12 protein-coding genes are annotated in these 16,849 nt (G+C 71.2%); 6 read left to right on the top strand and 6 right to left on the bottom strand.

The genetic code is table 11. The annotated features are described in order from the left end of the window. The first annotated feature begins 6 nt into the window (after positions 1 to 6). The 3 genes from B7K25_RS01520 to treZ all read left to right on the top strand — a co-directional run bounded on the left by B7K25_RS01520 (position 7) and on the right by treZ (position 4,766). On the top strand, positions 7 to 441 hold the full coding sequence (locus B7K25_RS01520) for an organic hydroperoxide resistance protein (protein ID WP_084103572.1): 435 nt from the start codon (positions 7 to 9) through the stop codon (positions 439 to 441). A gap of 75 nt (positions 442 to 516) precedes the next feature. Next, positions 517 to 3,030, top strand: a complete 2,514-nt coding sequence (gene treY / locus B7K25_RS01515) for a malto-oligosyltrehalose synthase (protein WP_084103570.1) — start codon at positions 517 to 519, stop codon at positions 3,028 to 3,030. Next, the gene (gene treZ, locus B7K25_RS01510; RefSeq protein WP_084103568.1) at positions 3,030 to 4,766 is read left to right on the top strand and encodes a malto-oligosyltrehalose trehalohydrolase; all 1,737 of its coding nucleotides are present in this window, start codon (positions 3,030 to 3,032) and stop codon (positions 4,764 to 4,766) included. Before treY ends, treZ begins: the two co-directional genes overlap by 1 nt. A gap of 183 nt (positions 4,767 to 4,949) precedes the next feature. Here treZ and B7K25_RS01505 read toward each other — a convergent pair whose 3' ends face one another. Beyond that, positions 4,950 to 5,132: a hypothetical protein gene (locus B7K25_RS01505; RefSeq protein ID WP_084103566.1), complete on the bottom strand. Its 183-nt coding sequence runs from the start codon at positions 5,130 to 5,132 to the stop codon at positions 4,950 to 4,952. A 213-nt stretch (positions 5,133 to 5,345) separates the two neighbouring features. On the opposite strand from B7K25_RS01505, the gene B7K25_RS01500 reads away from it, so the two are divergent. Further along, a complete protein-coding gene (locus B7K25_RS01500; protein ID WP_084103564.1) occupies positions 5,346 to 6,260 on the top strand; it encodes a PPK2 family polyphosphate kinase in 915 nt (304 codons plus the stop codon). Here the strand turns inward: B7K25_RS01500 and zapE are convergent. The 3 genes from zapE to gndA are packed head-to-tail and all read right to left on the bottom strand — an operon-like array spanning position 6,226 to position 9,940. Next, positions 6,226 to 7,224, bottom strand: a complete 999-nt coding sequence (gene zapE, locus B7K25_RS01495; protein WP_234988027.1) for a cell division protein ZapE — start codon at positions 7,222 to 7,224, stop codon at positions 6,226 to 6,228. The genes B7K25_RS01500 and zapE overlap by 35 nt on opposite strands. 29 nt (positions 7,225 to 7,253) lie before the next feature. After that, positions 7,254 to 8,468 carry a carboxylate--amine ligase gene (locus B7K25_RS01490; RefSeq protein ID WP_084104490.1) on the bottom strand — a complete coding sequence of 405 codons (1,215 nt, stop codon included), beginning with the start codon at positions 8,466 to 8,468 and terminating at the stop codon, positions 7,254 to 7,256. Positions 8,469 to 8,503: 35 nt separating this feature from the next. After that, a complete protein-coding gene (gene gndA, locus B7K25_RS01485) occupies positions 8,504 to 9,940 on the bottom strand; it encodes an NADP-dependent phosphogluconate dehydrogenase (protein ID WP_084103562.1) in 1,437 nt (478 codons plus the stop codon). A gap of 106 nt (positions 9,941 to 10,046) precedes the next feature. On the opposite strand from gndA, the gene B7K25_RS01480 reads away from it, so the two are divergent. After that, positions 10,047 to 10,607, top strand: coding sequence for a DUF3000 domain-containing protein (locus tag B7K25_RS01480; protein WP_084103560.1), 561 nt, complete (start codon positions 10,047 to 10,049; stop codon positions 10,605 to 10,607). A 5-nt stretch (positions 10,608 to 10,612) separates the two neighbouring features. Then, positions 10,613 to 11,911, top strand: a complete 1,299-nt coding sequence (locus B7K25_RS01475) for an HRDC domain-containing protein (RefSeq protein ID WP_084104489.1) — start codon at positions 10,613 to 10,615, stop codon at positions 11,909 to 11,911. Positions 11,912 to 12,033: 122 nt separating this feature from the next. Here B7K25_RS01475 and dxs read toward each other — a convergent pair whose 3' ends face one another. Further along, positions 12,034 to 13,911, bottom strand: coding sequence for a 1-deoxy-D-xylulose-5-phosphate synthase (gene dxs / locus B7K25_RS01470; RefSeq protein WP_084103558.1), 1,878 nt, complete (start codon positions 13,909 to 13,911; stop codon positions 12,034 to 12,036). 75 nt (positions 13,912 to 13,986) lie between these two features. Next, a complete protein-coding gene (locus tag B7K25_RS01465) occupies positions 13,987 to 16,800 on the bottom strand; it encodes an aconitate hydratase (protein WP_084103556.1) in 2,814 nt (937 codons plus the stop codon). Positions 16,801 to 16,849: the final 49 nt, after the last annotated feature.

Here is a 16,849-nt window from a genome sequence, read left to right as displayed (position 1 = left end):
ATTCCCATGGCCGACAAGCCCAAGGTCTTCTACACCGCCACCGCCACCGCGACCGGGGACGGCCGCAACGGCCACGTCGCCACCGACGACGGCCTGCTCGACCTCGACCTCGCGACGCCCAAGCCCTTCAAGAAGGCAGAGCGCACCAACCCCGAGCAGCTCTTCGCCGCCGGGTACTCGGCGTGCTTCAACTCCGCGATCGGCCAGGCGGCGAAGTCCCTCAAGGCCAAGGTCGAGGACTCGCAGGTGACCGCGAAGGTCGGCATCGGTCCGATCGGCCTGCGCGGCGGCTTCGGCCTCGCCGTCACCCTGCAGGTGCGACTGGTCGGCGTCGACGAGGAGACGGCACGCAGCATCGTCGACAAGGCGCACGAGGTGTGCCCCTACTCGAACGCCACGCGCGGCAACATCGAGGTCGATCTCGAGGTCGTCGTCGCCTGAGCGTCCGTCGCGAAACGTCACCGTCACCTCCATCTGCGAGGATGATGACAACGTCACCGATGGAGGCACCGCTCGATGTCAGAGGCCAGTCATGACCGTTCGCGCAGGTACGGGCACGCGGCGGACGCCGTGGTGCCGGGATCGACGTATCGGCTGCAGCTGAGCGCCGACTTCACGTTCGCCGATGCGGCGTCCCGGCTGGACTACTTCGAGGCGCTGGGTGTGACCCACCTATACCTCTCCCCCATCCTCGAGGCCGCGCCCGGCTCGACGCACTTCTACGACGTCGTCGACCACTCCCACGTGGCGGACGCCTTGGGGGGCGAGGACGCGCTGCGCGACCTGTCCTGGAAGGCCGGTGAGCGCGGGATCGGCCTGATCGCCGACGTCGTTCCCAACCACATGGCCGTCCCGACCCCGGCGTACTTCAACAAGGCGCTGTGGTCGGTCCTCGCCGAGGGCGTCGACTCGGACCACGCGCACTGGTTCGACGTCGACTGGTCCAGCGGCGACCCAGTCCTGATGCCGGTGCTGGGCAACCGCATCGGCACCGTGCTGGCGTCGGGAGAGCTCACGCTCGATCGGATGGTCATCCCGGGGTTCGAGGACCACGGCGAGGTCCCCGTCCTGCGGTACTACGAGCACGTCTTCCCCGTGCGTGCTGGCACGGAGAACCTGCCGCTCGCCGACCTCGTCGACCAGCAGCACTACCGGCTCGCCTATTGGCGGGTCGCCAACGAGGAGCTCAACTATCGCCGCTTCTTCGACGTGGGATCGCTCGTGGCGGTGCGCGTCGAGGACGAGGACGTGTTCGAGTCGACGCATCGCGTGATCGTCGACCTCATCAAGGACGGCACGCTCCAGGGGCTGCGCATCGACCATCCCGACGGGCTCGCGGATCCGGCGGGTTACCTCGCCCGGCTGTCGGAGGCGACCGACGGCGCGTGGATCGTCGTCGAAAAGATCCTCGAGGGCGAGGAGGCGCTTCCCAAGTCCTGGCGCACCGCAGGAACCACGGGCTACGACGCCTCCTGGAGGGTGGGAGCGCTGCTGCGCGACCCCGCCGGGTCGTCGCCGCTCGCCGCCACCCTGCATCGGGTCGCCGGCGACGCGATGGGCACGCTCCCCGACCTCATCTCCGACGCCAAGCGCGAGATCGTCAAGGACTCGCTGTCGAGCGAGGTGCACCGCCTCGCCACGATCGCCCACGAGATCTGCCACTCCGACGTGCGCCTGCGCGACCACACGTGGCGCGCGCTGTACGACTGCATTCGCACCCTGCTGGTGACCTTCGAGCGCTACCGCGCATACGTCGTCGCCGGCACGCCCCCCAAGCAGCCGTCCCTCGAGGCGATCGATCATGCTGTCGAGCGCGCGCTCACCGTCCTGGACGACGAGCGCCACGAGACCCTCGAGGTGGTCGTCGACCTGCTCAAGGGTGCCGAGGTCGGCTCCGCCGGACGCACCGAGGACGCGAACCGACGCGAGCTCATCACCCGCTTCCAGCAGGCTTGCGGCGCCGTGATGGCGAAGGGCGTCGAGGACACCGCGTACTACCGGTGGACGCACCTCCTGCCGCTGTGCGAGGTCGGCTCACCAGCTGGCCGCTTCGCCCTGCCGCCCGCCGCCTTCCACGCCTGGGCGGGCGAGCAGCAGCAGTCGTTCCCGCACGCCATGACGTGCCTCACGACACATGACACCAAGCGCTCGGAGGACGTGCGTGCGCGCCTGTCGGTGCTGTCCGAGGCCGCAGAGGAGTGGGACGCGACCGTCACCCGGCTGCAGGACGCCACCGCGCGGATTCGCCCCGCCCTTCTCGACGGGCGCACCGAGAACCTCTGGTGGCAGACCCTCGCCGGCACCTCCGACGAGCACACGTTCATGGAGTGGGACCGGCTCGAGGGCTACCTCGTCAAGGCGATGCGCGAAGCCAAGACGATGACGACGTGGACCGATGTCGACGCCGACTACGAGTCGGCCGTCCTATGGTTCGCGCAGTCGACGCACGCGGACTCCGCGGTCCGCTCGATCGTGCGCGACTGGCACGAGGCGACGGCCTCCGGCGCGCGCGCCGGCATCCTGTCGATGAAGCTCGTGCAGCTCACCGTTCCAGGCGTTCCCGATGTCTACCAGGGCACCGAGCTCGTCGCGCCGTCGCTCGTCGACCCGGACAACCGGCGGCCGGTGGACTTCGAGGCACGTGCCGAGCTGCTGCGACGACTCGAGACCGGGGCCCGCGCTCGCAGCCTCGACGAGGAGAAGCTGCTCGTCACCTCACGTGCCTTGCAGGCGCGCCGCGATCATCCCGAGGCGTTCACCGGTCCCGAGAGCGGTTACCACGCGCTGCCGTCGAGCTCCGGCCACGCCGTCGTGTTCGCGCGCACGGTGGACGAGGCCCCGCGCGTCATCACCGTCGCGACGCGCCTCGGCCTCGACCTCGAGCGGCTCGGCGGGTGGCGCGATCACACCGTCACGCTGCCCGAGGGCCGATGGACGGACCTGCTGTCCGGACGCGAGTTCGACGGCGGCGCTCAAGCGCTCACGGCGCTGCTGCCGCACCTGCCCGTCGCGCTCTTGGTGGCCGCCTGATGCGCGCGCGCGTCTGGGCGCCCGCGGCCGATGCGGTGGTCGCGGTGATCGGCGCACCCGAGACCGACCGTGGTCGCGTCGGCCTGGCTCGCACCGACGACGGCTGGTGGGAGGGCCCCGACCTGCCACCCGGCACGGACTACGCGTACGAGGTCGACGGCGAGGGTCCCTGGCCCGACCCGCGCTCCGCGCAGCAGCCCTACGGGGTGCACGGGCCGTCCCGCGTGTTCGAGCCCGGGATGCACCGGTGGCAGGACGCGTCCTGGGAGGGCGTCGATGCGCTCGGCGCCGTGTTCTACGAGCTGCACGTCGGGACGTTCACCCCGACGGGGACCCTCGACGCCGCGATCGTGCAACTCCCGGACCTCAAGGCGATCGGCGTCGACATCGTCGAGCTGATGCCCCTCGCCCCGTTCCCCGGTCGCCACGGCTGGGGCTATGACGGCGTGTCTCTCATGGGCGTGCACGAGACCTACGGCGGTCCCGCGGCCCTGCAGCGCTTCGTCGACGCGGCGCACCAGGCGGGTCTCGGCGTCTGCCTCGACGTGGTGTACAACCACCTCGGTCCCGACGGGAACTACCTGTCGAAGTTCGGCCCCTACTTCACCGACGCCCACGAGACGCCGTGGGGCTGGGCCGTCAACGTCGACCAGGCCGACTCCGAGGGGATGCGGCGCCTCATCTGCGACAGCGCGTTGCGCTGGTTCCGCGACTTCCACGCCGACTGCCTGCGCCTCGACGCCGTCCACGAGATCCGCGACGATTCCTCCCGGCACATCCTCGCGCAGCTGTCCGACGAGACGGCCGCGCTGGCGCGCAGCGTCGGCCGCCCTCTCGGCCTGGTCGCGGAGTCCGACCTCAACGACGCCCGCATGGTGACCCCCACCGCGGACGGCGGCCTCGGCATGACCGCCCAGTGGAACGACGACGTCCACCACGCCCTGCACGCGTATCTGACCGGGGAGCGCCACGGCTACTACGTGGACTTCGGGTCGATCGAGGCGCTCGACAAGGTCTACCGCAGCGTGTTCTGGCACGACGGCACGCCTTCGCCGTTCCGCGGACGCGCCTGGGGCGCCCCCGTCGCGGACGACGTCGACCGGCGGCGCTTCGTCGTGTGCGCCTCGAACCACGACCAGGTGGGCAACCGTGCGATCGGAGACCGACCGGCGTCCACGCTGTCACTGGGCGCGCAGGCCGCGTCCCTCGCCCTGATCCTGCTGTCCCCGTTCACCCCGATGCTGTTCATGGGCGAGGAGTACGGCGAGACACGGCCGTTCATGTTCTTCACGGATCACGACGAGCCGCTGGGCTCCGCGGTGTCCGAGGGGCGCATGAGCGAGTTCGCGGGCCACGGCTGGGAGCAGCTGTACGGCGGCGAGGTGCAGGTGCCCGATCCGCAGGACCGCCTCACCTTCCTGCGGTCGAAGCTCGGCTCGGGCGTGGGCGCGGCCTCAGCAGCCCACGACGCTCTGCGTTCGTGGCTCGCCGACCTCATGGCGCTCAGGCCCCGCATCGCGCCCCGTGACGCGTGGCTCGCCCACCCCGCAGGCGCCTCGGAGCCTGCCCCGCGCGTGCTCGTGATGCACGGCCCGCTCGAGGTGCACGCGAACCTCTCGGCCGAGCCGGTGACCGTGAGCGGTACCCCGGTGGCGACGTTCGGCGCTGTCGCGGAGCGCGACGGCGCACTGGAGCTCGCGCCCGACGCCGTCGCTGTCGTCGAGCCCCAGGCCTGAGCGATCCCCGCGCCGGGTTGCCACTGTCCCGCGTGGCCGGTTGCCACTGACCCGCGCGCCGGGTTGCCGCTGTCCCGCGCGCCGGGTTGCCGCTGTCCCGCGCGGCGGGTCGCCGCTGACCCGCGCGCGAGCGCCGTCAAGTGACGAGGCCAGAAGAGCGCAGTCGCCGCGCCGCGCGACCGGCTACGCGCCGAGCGCGTCGAAGGCCTCGTACACCATGAAGGCGGGCCACACGAGGCCCTGGAAGATCGCGCCCACGTGCCCCCAGAAGCCCTCCGCGACCTGCCAGTAGTAGACGACGGCGCCAAAGATGCCGAGCGCGTACACCGCGCCACCGCCCGCCGCCGCCTGGTTGCCGTTGCTCATGACGCCTCCCCTGGATGCATGCGCCCGGATGCGATGGGCCGCCCACGGCACGCCTCACCTGTGTAGCAGGGTCCCTCCATTCGCGCTCGACGGGAGGGTGCGCAGTCGCTCCGCCGCCCGCACCACGGCCACACCTCGGCCGCCTCCGAGCGCGGCCCTCATCGAGGCACTAGCGTGGGAGCACCCTTGCAGGCGAGACCCGAGGAGCCGTCCATGGCCAAGCGCGACCGCTGGATCGAGCCCCCCGCCTCGGCGCTGCGCGCCGGCGAGGGCTTCTCGTTCGACGGCTTCGACGCTGGCGCCACACCAGGGTTCGACGGGGAGGAGAAACACGCCGTGAAGGTGATGCGCCGGCGCGGGGAGGACCTTGCCGACCTCCAGGAGCGACTCTTCGCCGATGGCCGCACCGGAGGGCACCGTTCCGTGTTGCTCGTCCTCCAGGGGATGGACACGGCAGGCAAGGGCGGGATCGTCCGCCACGTGCTCGGCATGGTGGACCCGCAAGGAGTGACGAGCCGCGGCTTCGGACGTCCCACGGCGGAGGAGCTCGAGCATCACTTCCTGTGGCGCATCGAGCGCGCGCTGCCGCGCGCCGGGCGGATCGGGGTGTTCGACCGCTCGCACTACGAGGATGTCCTCGTCGCTCGCGTCCACGACCTCGTGCCGCGCGCCGAGTGGGAGGGGCGCTACGACGAGATCAACGCGTGGGAGGCCCGCCGCGTCGAGGAGGGCACGACGATCGTCAAGTGCGCGCTCATCGTGTCGCTCGATGAGCAGCTCGACCGCATCGAGGGTCGCCTCGCCCGTCCGGACAAGCACTGGAAGTACGACCCCGCGGATCTCGACGAGCGCGCCCACTGGGCGGAGTACCGCGACGCCTACGAAGCCATCTTCCGGCGCACCTCCACGGACGGCGCCCCGTGGCACGTGATCCCTGCCAACCACAAGTGGTACGCGAGGCTCGCGATCACCGAGCTACTCACGAGCGCGCTCGAGTCCCTCGACCTGACGTGGCCGCCGGCGAGCTTCGACGTCGATGCGGAGAAGGAGCGCGTGGCGGCGCTACGCCGGGCCTCGCCCGACGGCCGGGCGATCACGGCCGATGGTCCGGCTCCCCCGCGACCATAGCGAGCAACCGGCTCAGCGCCCTGTAGTACTTCTTGCGGTAGCCGCCGCGCAGCATGTCCGCGGAGAAGATGTCGCCCAGGGAGTGACCGGACGCGACGATCCTCGCGTCGCGGTCGTACAGGCGGTCGACGAGCGAGACGACCCGCAGCGCCTGACCCTGATCGGCCAGCGGCTCGACGCCGCGCAGCCCGAGCACCTCGACGCCCTCGACGTAGGCCCCATATCGACTCGGGTGGACATGCGTGAGGTCCTCCATGAGGGCTGCCCAGTCCTCGCATGCCCCTGAGTCACCCGCGGTCGCGGTGAGCACCTGGTCGACCGTGGCGGGCGCCGGGAAGGTGAGGTCGCCGCGCCCCCGGTAGTCGGGCCCGTCGATCGTGATCACCTCGAACACGCTCGACAGCGCCTGGATCTCGCGCTTGAAGTCGTCCGCCGCGAACCGGCCCTGACCCAGCGATCCCGGCAGGGTGTTGGACGTCGCCGCCAGCGCGACCCCCGCATCGGCGAGCTCCCGCATGAGCCGCGCCATCAGCACCGTGTCGCCCGGATCGTCGAGCTCGAACTCGTCGATGCACACGAGCGCGAACTCCTGCAGCGCAGCGCGCGTCGCCTGGAAGCCCATGGCACCCACGAGGTGCGTGTACTCGACGAAGGTGCCGAACACCGCCCGGTCGCCGACCTCGCGCGCCAGCGACGCGAGCAGGTGGGTCTTGCCGACGCCGAAGCCGCCGTCGAGATAGATGCCCCGCCCGCCGCTCGAGCGCCGCAGCACGCCGAGCCCGCGGCGCGTCACGCCCTTGGCGAAGGTGCGCACCTCGGAGACGGCGGCCTCCTGGCTGGGGAAGTCCGGGTCCGGCACGTACGTGTCGAACGACGCCTGCGCGAAGTGCGGAGGCGGCACGAGGGCGGAGATCAGCGCCTCGGGCTCGACGTGCGGGCGGCGCCCGACGAGGTGCGCGCTCACGCGCGGCCCTTCCCCGCCGCTGGCACGGCTCAGTGCCCCGTCTCGGTCGGCTCGGGGTAGAACTCCCGGTACTTGCGGCGGTAGTTCCACGTGAGGAGCGCGATGGTGAGCCTGCGCGCCAGCGAGCCGTCCGCCGGGTTGTGCAGCGGCCGTGCGACGCCGCGCTTGGCCGCTGCGAGGACCCGCTCGCGCAGGCCGGCGTCCGGGAGGTAGCGCTTGAGCAGCCCGAGCGGCACCACCGAGTAGAGCACCTCGCGCGTCGCGCGGACCGGCGCGATCGTCGTGCCGTCCAGGTCCGCCGCGACGTGGTCGGCAGGGTTCGCGCCGGCGGCGGTGACGTACCAGTTGTTGCGGCCGATGCGCGGGTTGACCTCGAAGAACACGTGCGCCCCGGTCCTGGGGTCGCGCTTGTAGTCGGCGTTGGCGAACCCGCGGTAGTCGACCCGCTCGAGGTAGCGCACCATCGCGTCCATCGCGTCGGTGTACGGCTCCGTCAGGATCGCGGCGGGCACCCCGAGGGTGCCCGGCGTGTGCTCCTCGAGCAGCACGCGGCCGGTGCACAGCAGCGTGACCTCGCCGCGCGCGTCGCGGTACGCCGTGAGGGACCGCATCTGAGTCTCGTCTCCCGGGATGAACTCCTGGAGCAGGAAGGTCCCCGAGAACCCGCTCGCCGCGATCCGGCTCACGAGGTCCTCGACCTCGCGGCGCGTCGCGAGGTGAGCGACCTTGAGCTTGCCCGGGTAGTCGACCTTGTAGTGCTCAGCCGACGAACTCGCCTTGCCGATCACCGGGTACGTGAGCGACTCGAGCTCCCCATCCGGCTGTGCCTGGCCATCCTCGAACCGAACGGCCACGGTGCGCGGCACCGGGATGCCGAGCGCCTCGCAGTCCTCCTGGAACGCCTGCTTCGACTCGACGCGGGCGAAGGACTCGGCCGAGCACATGGGGATCTCGTAGTGCGGCTCGAGCTCGGCCCGCCGAGCGATGATGGACTCGACGTACCAGTCCGCGTTCGACAGCAACACGAGCCGCTCCCCCGCCCGCTCCTGGGCGAGCGAGACGAGGGACTCCACGAGTGCATCGGCGTCGTCGACATCGGCGATGCGCACGTCAGCGATGCGGGTGTCAGCGAACGCGCGCGTCTGCAGGCGCGACACGACGACGCCGCGCACGCCCGAGCGGTCGTGGAACGCCCTCAGCAGCGCGTAGGCGCCGATGTCTCCGCCGACCACCACCGGGATCATGGTGCCCTCCCCCTCAGCGGACGCGGACGCGGCGGTCAGGCCTCGACCTCGGAGCGGTCGCCCGACCACAGCGTGTGGAACGTGCCCTCGGCGTCGACGCGCTTGTAGGTGTGCGCGCCGAAGAAGTCGCGCTGACCCTGGATGACGGCTGCCGGCAGGCGCTCCGCTCGCAGCGAGTCGTAGTACGACAGAGAGGAGCCGAACGCGGGCACCGGGACACCGGCGAGGGCGGCCTGCGACACCACGCGGCGCCACGCCGAGACGCCGTTCGCGACCGCGCCCTGGAAGTAGTCGTCCACGAGCAGCGTGGGGAGCTCGGGGTTGCGGTCGTAGGCCTCGGTGATGCGGTCGAGGAAGCGCGCACGGATGATGCAGCCCTCGCGCCAGATCTTCGCCATCGCGCCGCGATCGATGTCCCAGCCGAACTCCTCGGAGGCGGCCTGGATCTGGTCGAAGCCCTGCGAGTACGCGACGACCTTGGACGCGTACAGCGCGAGGCGGACATCTTCGATGAAGCCCGTGCGGTTGCCGATGTGGAAGTCGCCGGCGCTCGCGGCGAGCACGCCGCGAGCGGCCTCTCGCTGAGCGGTCTGCGACGAGATCGCGCGGGCGAAGGTCGCCTCGGCGATGCCCGTGACGGGGACGCCCAGATCGAGCGCGGACTGGACGGTCCAGCGGCCCGTGCCCTTCTGGCCCGCCTGGTCGGAGATCACGTCGACGAGCGCCTTGCCGGTCTTCGCGTCGGTGTGACGCAGCACCTCGGCCGTGATCTCGATGAGGAAGGACTCGAGGTCGCCCTCGTTCCACTCGGCGAAGATGTCGCCGATCTCGGCCGGCGTCAGGCTCAGCCCGGCGCGCAGCAGGTCGTATGCCTCGCCGATGAGCTGCATGTCGGCGTACTCGATGCCGTTGTGCACCATCTTCACGAAGTGTCCGGCGCCGTCGGGGCCCACGTGCACGCAGCACGGCGTGCCGTCCTCGGCCTTCGCCGCGATCTTCTCGAGGATCGGCCCGAGCGTCACGTAGGACTCGGCCGGGCCGCCGGGCATGATGGACGGGCCGAGCAGCGCGCCTTCCTCGCCTCCCGACACGCCCGAGCCCACGAAGTGCAGGCCCTTCGCGGCGAGATCCTTCTCGCGACGCATGGTGTCGGTGTACAGCGCGTTGCCCGCGTCGACGATGATGTCGCCCTCGTCCAGCAGCGGGACCAGCGACTCGATGACGGCGTCGGTGGGTCCGCCCGCCTGGACCATGATGACGACCTGGCGCGGCTTCTCGAGCGAGGCCACGAAGTCCTCGAGGCTCTCGGAGCCGATGAAGGTGCCCTCGTCGCCGTGGTCCTCGATCAGCGAGTGCATCTTCTGAGGCGAACGGTTGTGCACGGCGACCGTGAATCCGTTGCGGGCGAAGTTGCGGGCCAGGTTGCGGCCCATCACCGCAAGTCCGGTCACACCGATCTGAGCAAGCGCCATTGTCGCGTCCTTACCTGGAGGGGGGTCGGGGTACGGCGTCTAGCCTAGTGGGAGGCCACCGCGTGGCGAACCGGGTGGCCCCTGAGCCCGGAACTAGGCTCGACGCATGGCCGTCGACCCATCGCAGGCGCCGCCTCGGTTCGTCGAGGCGCTGCAGTCGCTGGGACGCGCGCGGACCCGACCGGATGTGCGGCTCGTCGAGACGCCGGCGCCGTCGAGGATCGCGCCGTTCGCTGCCGCGATCGACGGCGAGGTGACTGCCCCGGCGACCGAGGCCAGCGGCCGCTTCGTGCTGCTGCACGACCCCTCGGGCCAGGACGCATGGGAAGGCGAGTTCAGGATCGTGACGCTGGTGAAGGCACAGCTCGAGGCCGAGGTGGCCGCCGACGACCTCTGGTCGGACGTCGCCTGGTCATGGCTCACCGACGCGCTCGTCGACGTCCCCCATCGGGCGCGCGGTGGCACGGTGACGCGGACGGTGTCGCGCGCGTACGGCGAGCTCGCCGGCCGCGCCGAGGAGGTCCAGGTGGAGATGCGCGCCTCGTGGACGCCGCTCGAGACCGACCTCGAGGCACACATCGGCGCCTGGACCGAGCTGCTCGCGTCGTGCGCGGGCGTCCCGCCCCTGCCCGAAGGTGTGAGCATGATCCGTGGAGGAGCTCAGTGACGACCATGCCCGAGGGCGCCGACGCGACCGCGAACGTCGAGGGCGACGCCGCCGAGGCTCCTGCGGCCACGCCGCTGCGCGAGCCCGCTGGCGGTGTGCCGGACGTCATCACGACCCCTGAGGGTCTGGCCCGCATGGCGGCGGACTTCGCCGCAGGCTCCGGACCGATCGCCGCCGACGCGGAGCGCGCCTCCGGCTTCCGCTACGGCCAGGCCACGTACCTCGCGCAGTTCAAGCGCGCAGGCGCGGGGATCGCGCTCGTCGACACCGACGCGCTCCCCGACCTCTCGATCCTCAACGAGGCGTTCGGCGACGCCGAGTGGGTGTTCCACGCCGCGAGCCAGGACCTCCCGGGCATGCGCGACCTCGGCCTGGTGCCGGCCTCGGTGTTCGACACCGAGCTCGCCGCGCGCCTGCTCGGCTGGCCCAAGGTGGGCCTCGCCGCCGTCGTGGAGCGCGAGCTCGGCCTCGCGCTCGCGAAGGAGCACTCGGCTCAGGACTGGTCCACGCGACCCCTCCCGCACTCGTGGCTGGTCTATGCCGCTCTCGACGTCGAGGTGCTCCTCGAGCTGCGCGACGCCCTGCATGGCCACCTGGTCGAGGCCGGCAAGCTCGCGTGGGCCACCGAGGAGTTCGAGGCCGTGCGCACCGCGCCGCCGCCCGAGCCACGCGTCGATCCCTGGCGCCGCACATCCGGCTCGCACCAGATCCGGGACCAGCGCGGGCTCGCCATCGTCAAGTCGCTGTGGGAGGCGCGCGACAAGGAGGCCCAGCGCCGCGACACCTCCCCGGGCCGCGTGCTGCGCGACGCCGCGATCGTGGCCGCCGCCCAGGCCAGGCCCTCCTCCCTCGAGGCTCTCGTGCAGATCCGTGAGTGGCAGTCGAAGGGCACGCGCAGGCGCGCGCCGTTCTGGTACCCGGCCATCGAGGCTGCGATGAGCCTGCCCGAGCGTCAGCTTCCGCCCAAGCGCGGTCCTCGTGGCGATGGACCGCCACAGCCGCGTGTGTGGAAGGACAAGCGCCCCGAGGCCGCGCTGCGCCTCGCCGAGGCCCGCGACGTCGTGACCACACTCACCGAACGGCACGACGTGCCCGCCGAGAACCTCCTGCAGCCCGATGCGCTGCGGCGCTGCTGCTGGGAGTATCGCGGCGGCGGCGAGCAGTGGATCCGCTCGTTCCTCGCCGGCCGCGGCGCACGCTCGTGGCAGATCGACCTCATCGCCGCGGATCTCGCCGAGGCGTTCGCTCGGGCGCACGCGGCCCACGAGTCGCACCAGGCCTCAGCCGAGCCCGCAGAGGACTGAACGACCGCATCGGCCCGATGCCCGCGACCGCCCCACCCCACCCACAGGATGAGAGTGGGTCCATCTTCATCAAGAACGGCCACCGTTGACGAAAGTGGGCCCACTTTCGCTGAGAGGAGGAGTCAGTCGAGCGCGGCGAGGGCGTCGTCGGCGATCGCCGAGGCCTCCAGGCCCACCCGCTCGATGATCTGCGCACGCGAGGCGTGGTCGAGGAACTCGCGCGGGATGCCGCGGTGGATCCACCGGGCCTCGTGCCCGGCGAGCCGCGCAAACGACGCCCACTCCTCGCCCATGCCAGCATCGGTCAGCCCGTCCTCGACGGTCACGACCAGCTCCGCCTCCCCGATGACGTCGAGCACGCCCGACGGCACGGGATGGACCCAGGTCGCGGTGGCGGCGAGGACGTCGATGCCCTGCGCGGCGATCTTCTCGGCGGTCTCGAGGGCCGTGCCGGCCATCGAGCCCAGGCCGAACACGACGACGCGGGGCGCGCCGCCGTGGCGGGCCAGCACATCGATGTCCTCGACCGACTCGAGCGCAAGCAGGTCGTCGCCGACGGGCCCCTTCGGGTAGCGCACCACCGTGGGCGCATCGGAGACGTCGAGCGCCTCCCGGAACGACCGCCGCATGGTGGTCGCGTCTCGCGGCGCGGCGATGCGCAGCCCGGGCACGTGCCGCAGCAGCGCCATGTCCCACATGCCGTTGTGGCTGGGGCCGTCGTCGCCGGTGATGCCGGCCCGGTCGAGCATGAACGTCACGCCCGCGCCGTGCAGCGCCACGTCGAGAAGCACCTGGTCGAAGGCGCGGTTGAGGAAGGTCGCGTACACCGCCACCACGGGGTGATAGCCCGCGAACGCGAGGCCTGCGGCGCTCGTGACGGCGTGCTGCTCCGCGATGCCGACGTCGATGACGCGGTCGGGGAACTCGTCGGCGAGCGGCTGCAGGCCCACCGGCGCGAGCATGGCCGCGGTCATCCCGACGACGTCGTCGCGCTCGCGCGCGACGGCGAGGATCTCCTCCGCGAACACCTTGGTCCAGCCGAAGCGGCTCGGCTCGACGGGCAGCCCGGTCTCGGGGTGGATCTTGCCCACCGCGTGGAACCGGTCGGCGACGTCCTCCTCCGCGGGCGTGTAGCCGCGGCCCTTCTCCGTGAGCACGTGGACGATCACGGGGGCGCCGAAGTCACGGGCGTGGCGCAGCGCTGCCTCGACCTGCTCGAGGTCGTGCCCGTCGACCGGGCCCACGTACTTGAGCCCGAGGTCCTCGAACATGCCCTGCTCGGCGATGAGCCCCTTGAGTGCTCGCTTGCCGTGCATGACGGAGCGGTACGTGAAGTTGCGCCACGGCCCGCGGCCCTCGAAGGTGCGCTTGCCCCAGCCGAGGAACTGCTCGTACCGCGGATCGGTCCTGATGCCGTCGAGGCGGCGCGCGAGCCCGCCGATGGTCGGCGCGTACGAGCGGCCGTTGTCGTTGACCACGATGACCACGCGGTCGTGCGAGGCCGCCAGGGAGTTCAGCGCCTCCCAGGCCATCCCGCCCGTCAGAGCGCCGTCTCCGATCACCGCGACGGTGGTGCGGTCGTCCTCGCCCCGCAGCGTGCGGCCGCGCCCGATGCCCGCGGCCCACGACACCGCCGTCGAGGCGTGGGAGTTCTCGACGACGTCGTGCTCGGACTCCGCGCGCGAGGGGTAGCCGGCGAGGCCACCGCGCTTGCGCAGCTCGGAGAAGTCACGACGCCCGGTGAGCAACTTGTGCACGTAGGACTGGTGACCCGTGTCGAACACGAGCGTGTCCCGCGGCGAGTCGAAGACCCGATGCAGGCCTAGGGTGAGCTCGACGACGCCCAGGTTGGGGCCCAGGTGGCCGCCGGTGCGGGACACCGAGGACACGAGGTAGTCGCGGATCTCCTGCGCGAGCTCGTCGAGCTCGGCAGCGGAGAGCCCACGCAGATCCTGCGGCGACTCGATGCGCTCCAGCACGGACCCTCCTTCGTCGGTCACTTCAGTCCACTGTAAAGGCAGGACGCGCGCGCCTTGCTCGGGCGCGCGCGTCCTGGGCTCGGGCGACGCTGGGGCTCAGGCCACCAGCGAGCGCAGCACGTACTGCAGGATGCCGCCGTTGCGGAAGTAGTCCGCCTCGCCGGGCGTGTCGATGCGCACGACGGCGCCGAACTCGACGACCGAGCCGTCCACCTTGGTCGCCTTCACGGTCAGCGCCTTCGGGTGCTCCCCCGCGCTGAACGCCGCGATGCCGGCGATGTCGAACGTCTCGGTGCCGTCGAGGCCCAGCGAGCCGGCGGTCTCGCCGGCCGGGAACTGCAGCGGCAGCACGCCCATGCCGATGAGATTCGAGCGGTGGATGCGCTCGAAGCTCTCCGCGATGACCACGCGCACGCCCAGCAGGCGGGTGCCCTTGGCGGCCCAGTCGCGCGACGATCCGGTGCCGTACTCCTTGCCGGCCAGCACCACGAGCGGCGTGCCCTGAGCGGCGTAGTCCTGCGCGGCGTCGTAGATCGAGTCCTGCTCGCCGGTGACGAAGTTGTGCGTGAAGCCGCCCTCGACGCCGTCGAGCAGCAGGTTCTTCAACCGGATGTTCGCGAACGTGCCGCGGATCATCACCTCGTGGTTGCCGCGACGCGAGCCGTACGAGTTGAAGTCGCGGCGCTCCACGCCGTTCTCGGCGAGGTAGCGGCCGGCCGGGCTGTCCGGCTTGATCGCGCCCGCCGGCGAGATGTGGTCGGTCGTGACCGAGTCGCCCAGCAGCGCGAGCACGCGGGCGCCCGCCACGTCCTCGACGGGCGCGGGCTCGAGGCCCATGCCCTCGAAGTACGGGGGCTTGCGCACGTAGGTCGAGTCGTCGGCCCACTCGAAGGTCTTGCCGTCCGGCGTGGGCAGGCCCTGCCAGCGCTCGTCGCCGGCGAAGACGTCCGCGTAGTCCTTGGCGAACATGTCCGCGTCGATCGACGACTGGACCACGGACTCGACCTCGGCGGCGTCGGGCCAGATGTCCGCGAGCAGCACGTCGTTGCCGTCGGCGTCCTGGCCCAGCGCGTCGGCCTCGAAGTCGAAGTCCATCGTGCCCGCGAGGGCGTAGGCGATGACCAGCGGCGGCGACGCGAGGTAGTTCATCTTCACGTCGGGGTTGATGCGTCCCTCGAAGTTGCGGTTGCCCGACAGCACCGACACGACGGCGAGGTCGTGCTCGTTGACGGTGTCCGACACCTCCTGGGGCAGCGGCCCCGAGTTGCCGATGCACGTCGCGCAGCCGTAGCCCACGAGGTGGAAGCCCAGTCCCTCGAGGTCGGGCCACAGGCCGGCCTTCTCGTAGTAGTCCGTGACGACCTGCGAGCCGGGAGCCATGGAGGTCTTGACCCACGGCTTCACCGACAGGCCCTTGGCGCGCGCGTTGCGGGCCAGCAGCGCCGCGGCGAGCATCACCGAGGGGTTCGAGGTGTTGGTGCACGAGGTGATCGAGGCGATCACGACGGCGCCGTGGTCGAGCTCGGTCTCGGTGCCGTCCGCCATGGTGAACGGCACCTTCTTGGTCGGGCGGCGCGTCGCGACGGCCGTCGGGGCCGATGCGGGCTCGGGGGCGTCGCCCGCGTGCGCTTCGGCGGCGATCGGATCGGACGCGGGGAAGGTCTCCTCGACGGACTCGTCGAGCCCGTGGAGCTCGTGCTCCTCGTGCTGGGCGTAGTCGAGGATCGAGCGGCCGAACGACTGCTTGGCGTCCGTCAGCTCGATGCGGTCCTGCGGGCGCTTGGGGCCCGCGATGGACGGCACCACGGTCGACAGGTCGAGCTCGAGGTACTCCGAGAAGGTGGGCTCAACGTACCCGTCCGCAGACGGGTCGTGCCACATGCCCTGCTCCTTCATGTAGGCCTCGACGAGGGCGACCTGCTCCTCGGAGCGGCCGGTGAGGCGCAGGTAGTCGATGGTCACGCCGTCGATCGGGAAGATCGCGGCCGTCGAGCCGAACTCGGGGCTCATGTTGCCGATCGTGGCGCGGTTCGCGAGCGGCACCGCGCCCACGCCCTCGCCGTAGAACTCGACGAACTTGCCCACGACGCCGTGCTGGCGCAACATCTGGGTGATCGTCAGCACGACGTCGGTCGCCGTGGCGCCCGCGGGGATCGCGCCGGTGAGCTTGAAGCCCACGACCTTGGGGATGAGCATCGACACGGGCTGGCCGAGCATCGCGGCCTCGGCCTCGATGCCGCCGACGCCCCAGCCGAGCACGCCCAGTCCGTTGATCATCGTGGTGTGCGAGTCCGTGCCGACGCACGAGTCGGGGTACGCCTGGACGACGTCGCCGGTGTCGCGCATCATCACGCCGCGCGCGAGGTGCTCGAGGTTCACCTGGTGCACGATGCCGGTGCCCGGGGGCACCACCTTGAAGTTGTCGAACGCCGTCTGCCCCCACCGGAGGAACTGGTAGCGCTCGCGGTTGCGCTCGTACTCGAGCTCGGTGTTGCGGCGGAGCGCGTCGTGCGTGCCGAACACGTCGATCTGCACCGAGTGGTCGATGACCATCTCGGCGGGCGCGAGCGGGTTGATCGCCGAGGGGTCACCGCCGAGGTTGACGACGGCCTCGCGCATGGTCGCGAGGTCCACGACGCAGGGCACGCCGGTGAAGTCTTGCATCACCACGCGCGCGGGGGTGAACTGGATCTCGGTGTCAGGGTCGGCCTGCGGGTCCCACTGCGCGAGGGCGCGCACGTGGTCCGCGGTGATGTTGGCGCCGTCCTCGGTGCGCAGCAGCGCCTCGGCGAGGACCTTGAGCGAGAACGGGAGCTTCTCGAGCCCTGGCACCGCGTCGAGGCGGTAGATCTCGTACTCGCGGCTGGCGACGTCCAGCGTGGCCTTGGATCCCAGGGTGTTCTCGCTCATGCACTCTCCTTCGTAGCAGTCCGCCTCCCATCCTATCGGCCCTCGGGCA

The organism is Demequina sp. NBRC 110056, assembly GCF_002090155.1.
In the GTDB taxonomy this organism is placed as follows: domain Bacteria; phylum Actinomycetota; class Actinomycetes; order Actinomycetales; family Demequinaceae; genus Demequina.
Note: the sequence above shows the minus strand (reverse complement) of the source record. Positions and strands in the feature narration are given on the sequence as shown.

Bases quoted from the DNA above. Each gene is read 5' to 3' on its own strand.
- B7K25_RS01520 (WP_084103572.1), top strand. From the start codon at position 7: ATGGCCGACAAGCCCAAGGTCTTCTACACCGCCACCGCCACCGCGACC.
- treY (WP_084103570.1), top strand. From the start codon at position 517: ATGTCAGAGGCCAGTCATGACCGTTCGCGCAGGTACGGGCACGCGGCG.
- treZ (WP_084103568.1), top strand. From the start codon at position 3,030: ATGCGCGCGCGCGTCTGGGCGCCCGCGGCCGATGCGGTGGTCGCGGTG.
- B7K25_RS01505 (WP_084103566.1), bottom strand. From the start codon at position 5,132: ATGAGCAACGGCAACCAGGCGGCGGCGGGCGGTGGCGCGGTGTACGCG.
- B7K25_RS01500 (WP_084103564.1), top strand. From the start codon at position 5,346: ATGGCCAAGCGCGACCGCTGGATCGAGCCCCCCGCCTCGGCGCTGCGC.
- B7K25_RS01490 (WP_084104490.1), bottom strand. From the start codon at position 8,468: ATGATCCCGGTGGTGGTCGGCGGAGACATCGGCGCCTACGCGCTGCTG.
- gndA (WP_084103562.1), bottom strand. From the start codon at position 9,940: ATGGCGCTTGCTCAGATCGGTGTGACCGGACTTGCGGTGATGGGCCGC.
- B7K25_RS01480 (WP_084103560.1), top strand. From the start codon at position 10,047: ATGGCCGTCGACCCATCGCAGGCGCCGCCTCGGTTCGTCGAGGCGCTG.
- B7K25_RS01475 (WP_084104489.1), top strand. From the start codon at position 10,613: ATGCCCGAGGGCGCCGACGCGACCGCGAACGTCGAGGGCGACGCCGCC.
- B7K25_RS01465 (WP_084103556.1), bottom strand. From the start codon at position 16,800: ATGAGCGAGAACACCCTGGGATCCAAGGCCACGCTGGACGTCGCCAGC.